At 71.1% G+C, this 4,569-nt stretch carries 1 protein-coding gene; it reads left to right on the top strand.

Features of this window, described 5'->3' with window-relative positions; genetic code table 11:
- The coding region (locus tag ACFWJ4_RS40870; RefSeq protein WP_380554352.1) for an amino acid adenylation domain-containing protein at positions 1–4,569 on the top strand (4,569 nt) is incomplete at both ends.

Raw genomic sequence — 4,569 nt, 5'->3', positions numbered from 1 at the left:
ACTACATGGTCCCCAGCGCCTTCGTCCTCCTCGACCAACTCCCACTGACCACCAACAACAAAGTGGACCGCAAGGCCCTGCCCGCACCCGACACCCAGCGACCCCAGCTCGACGAGCAGTACGTCCCCCCGCACACCCCCGTGCAACAGGTCATCGCCCGAGCCTGGACCGACGTACTCGGCATCGACCGGATCGGCATCCACGACAACTTCTTCGAACTCGGCGGCGACTCACTGCTGGTGCTGCGCGTGGTCAACCGGATCACGAACGAACTGCGCCTGGACCTCGCCGTCGGCGATCTGTTCGCCTGCCCCTCCGTCGCCGCGCTGGCCGAGCGGGTGGAGCAGTTGTCGGACGCTGTGGCTCCCCCTCTGGAACCGCGTGGCCTCAAGGACCGGGAAGCCCCACTGTCGTTCGGACAGCAGCGTCTGTGGTTCCTGCACCAGCTCATGCCCGACAGCGGTCAATTGCTGACCCACCAGGTCGTGCGGCTGCGTGGTGTCGTGGACGTCCCTGCCCTCGACGCCGCCTTCAGCGGACTGCTGCAGCGGCACGAGGTGCTGCGCACCCGGATCGTCCGGGACGGCGACGAGGAGCCGCGCCAACTGATCGTCCCGGGCGTCGAGTTCGTAGTCGAGCAGTGGGATGCGGCGGGAGATGACGAGGCGCTCCGACTGGTACGGGAGGAGGCCCGCAGGCCACTGGACCCGGAGAGCGGCCCGCTGCTGCGGGCGGTCCTGGTACGTGAGGCAGCCGATTCGCACCTCCTTCTGGTGGTTCTGCACCACATCGCCTCCGATGACTGGTCGACCTCGGTCCTTGCCAAGGAGGTGGGGGAGCTCTACGCGGCGGCCGTCGAGGGCCGCGCCCCCTCGCTTCCTGAACTTCCCGTCCAGTACGCCGACTTCGCTGTCTGGGAGCGGGACCGGCTCCGCGGCGACTTCCTGGAACGTCAACTGGCCTACTGGCGGGACCGGCTGGCCGGCCTGGAACCGCTGGAACTGCCCACGGACCGCCAGCGGCCGCCGCAGCGTACGGGCGCCGGTGCGAGCGTGGAGTTCACCGTCCCCGCCGAGGTGTCGGACGGTCTGCGGCGACTGGCGCGCCGTGCGGGCGTCACCCCCTTCATGGCGTTCCTCGCGGTGTTCCAGCTCCACCTCGCCAAGTACAGCGGTCAGGACGACGTGGCCGTCGGGGTGCCTGCGGCGGGCCGCAACCGGAGCGAGACCGAAGGCCTGATCGGCTTCTTCGTGAACACCCTCGTCATCCGCGCGGACCTGTCGGGTGACCCGACGTTCGAGGAGTTCCTGGGCCGGGTCAGGAGCTCGGCGCACGGCGCCTACGCCCACCAGGACGCCCCCTTCGAGCGGATCGTGGAGGACCTCGCACCGGAACGCGACCTCAGCCGCACGCCGCTCTTCCAGGCGATGCTCACTCCGCAGAACCCCTCCGACCAGGTGTGGGACCTCCCCGGCCTGGAGAGCGAACCGCTCCGCACCGGCCTGGACGGTGCCCAGTTCGACCTCACGCTCGTCCTCCAGGAATCCGCCGGGACGTTCCAGGGACTGCTCAGCTACAGCACCGACCTGTTCGAGCGGGCCACGGCCGAGCGGATGGCCAGGCACTTCCAGAACCTGCTGGCCATGGCAGTCGAGACACCCGGAGCCCCGCTGAGTGCGCTCGACATGCTCAGCGCGGCCGACCGGCACCAGCTCCTCGTGGAGTGGAACGACACCGACCACCCCTTGAGCGCCGACAGCGTGCCCGCCCTCTTCGAGGCGCAGGCTGCCGCGACCCCGGACGCGCCCGCCGTGATCCACGGGGACGTCGAGGTCAGCTATCGCGAACTCAATCGGCGCGCCAACCGAATCGCCCACCGCCTCATCGCCACCGGCGCCGGACCGGGAGGCGTGGTGGCCTTGGCTCTGCCCAAGTCCGTCGATCTGATCGCCGCCCTCCTCGGGGTGGCCAAGACCGGCGCCGCCTACCTGCCGATCGACGTCCAGTACCCGGCCGCCCGGATCGCCTACATGATCGAGGACGCCCGGCCGGCCTGCATCCTCACCCATGCCGCCGTCCGGAGCGCGCTCCCCGCAGGGCCGCTCCGGATCGTCCTGGACGACCCGGAGTGCGCGACGGAGCTGGCCGCCGGCCCGTCGACCGACCCGGACGACGGTGAGCGCCTCGGGCCCCTCACCCAGGACACCCCCTTCTACGTGATGTACACCTCGGGATCCACCGGTCGTCCCAAGGGTGTGGTGATGCCGGGGACCGGCCTGGTGAATCTGACGTCCTGGCTGCGCTCGGCAACGCCCGGTGAACCGCACGGCAGGGTCGCCCAGTTCGCGACCATCAGCTTCGACATCGCCCCCTACGAGATCCTCAGCGCGCTCCTGTACGGCAAGTGCCTGGTCGTCGCCCCCGAGAGCGTCCGCACCGACCCGGTCGACCTGGTGCGCTGGCTGGAGCGGTACGGCATCCACGAGCTCAACGCCCCGAACCTCGTCCTGGAGGAGTTCTACAAGGCGGCCAACGCGACCGGAGCCGTGCTCCCGGAGCTGCGCGTGATCGCCCAGGGCGGCGACACCCACGTCCTCGGCGACTCGGCCCGCAGCTTCCACACCCGCCACCCCTGGTGCGCCCTGCACAACGGGTACGGCCCGACCGAGACCCACGGCGTCACCGACCACCTGCTGCCCGCCGATGTGGGGCAGTGGCCGAGCGTCGCACCCATCGGCCGCCCCGTCGGCAACACCCGCCTGTACGTCCTGGACCGGCACCGCCGACTCGTCCCGCCCGGCGTGGCCGGCGAGCTGTACGCGGCGGGCACAGGCCTCGCCCACGGCTATCTGCGCCGCCCGGAGCTGACGGGCGAACGCTTCGTACCCGACCCCTACGGCCCGCGGGGAACCCGGATGTACCGCACCGGTGACCTCGTACGGTGGCTGCCCGACGGCACGCTCGACTTCCTCGGCCGCATCGATCACCAGGTCAAGGTCCGGGGCATCCGCATCGAGCTCGGCGAGGTCGAGTCGGCGCTGATGGAGCACCCGGCCATGACCTCGTGCGTGGTCATCGTGCGCGAGGACGTTCCCGGGGTGAAGCGGTTGGTGGCCTACTGCGTGACGGCCCAGGACGCCGCCCACGGCCCGGACGTGTCCGAGCTGCGGGCATGGTGCGCGCGGAGCCTGCCCGAGTACATGGTGCCCGGTGCTGTCGTCCTCCTCGACCGGCTGCCGCTGACGGCGAACCGGAAGGTGGACCGCAAGGCCCTGCCCGTCCCCGACGCCGAACGGCCCGAACCGGGCGAGCCGTACGTCGCCCCGCGCACCCCGGTGGAGCGGGTGGTGGCCCGGGTCTGGGCCGATGTGCTCGGCGTCGACCGGGTCGGCATCCACGACAACTTCTTCGAACTCGGCGGCCATTCGCTCCTCGCGATGCGTGTCGTCAACGGCCTGGCGAGCAAGGTGGACGTGGACGTGCCGGTACGTGACCTCTTCGCCCGGCCGACGGTGGCCGGCCTCGCCGCACACCTGGCCGGCGCACCCCGGGAGGCGGACCCCGCCCCGTTGGCGCCGAGGGCCGTGGGCAGTGAACCGCCCCTGTCCTTCGGGCAGCAGCGGCTCTGGTTCCTCGACCAGCTGCTGGCCGGCTCCGCCGAGTACCTGCTGCCCCTGGCCGTACGGCTGCACGGCACCGTCGACGCGGGTGCGCTGGAGCGGGCGTTCGCGCAGCTCGTCGAGCGGCACGAGGTGCTGCGGACACGGTTCGTGGCAGGCCCGGACGGCGACGCACGCCAGATCGTGGACGAGCCCGGCGGCTTCGCGCTGACGCGGCTCGACGGCGGGGCCGACCCGCTGGAGGTGGTGCGGCGCGAGGCGTTCCGGCCGATGGACCTCGCCGCTGGACCGCCGGTGCGGGCGGTGCTGGTACGGGTCGGCGAGGACGAGACCCTGCTCCTCGTCGTGCTGCACCACATCGTGTCCGACGGCTGGTCCATGCGGCTGGTCTCGGAGGAGCTGTCCGAGCTGTACACGGCCGAGTGCGAGCGGCGCGCCCCCGACCTTGCGGCGCTGCCGGTCCAGTACGGCGACTTTGCGATCTGGCAACGGGACCGGCTGCGGGAATCGGCAGTTGATCCCCAATTGGCCTACTGGCGTGAGGCGTTGGCGGGTCTGGAGCCGTTGGAGCTGCCGACGGACCGGCCGCGGCCTTCGGTGCGGTCGGGGCGTGGGTCGAGCTTTGAGTTCGCGGTGCCGGCCGAGGTGACCGGTGGGCTGCGGGGGCTGGCGCGGTGCGAGGACTGCACGCTGTTCATGGTGATGCTCGGCTTGTTCCAGGTGCTGCTCTCCACGTACTCGGGGCAGTCCGACGTGGCGGTCGGCGTGCCGATCGCGGGACGGAACCGGCCGGAGACCGAGGAGCTGGTCGGGTTCTTCCTGAACAACCTCGTCCTGCGCGCCGACCTCGGCGGCGACCCGACGGTCCGTGAGCTGCTCCGACAGGTCAAGGGCCGCGCACTGGACGCGTATACCAACCAGGACGTCCCCTTCGAACGCCTGGTGGAGG

Source organism: Kitasatospora sp. NPDC127067, from assembly GCF_042724755.1.
Taxonomy (GTDB): Bacteria; Actinomycetota; Actinomycetes; order Streptomycetales; family Streptomycetaceae; genus Kitasatospora; species Kitasatospora lactacystinica.
This window is presented reverse-complemented; position numbering and strand designations above follow the sequence as displayed.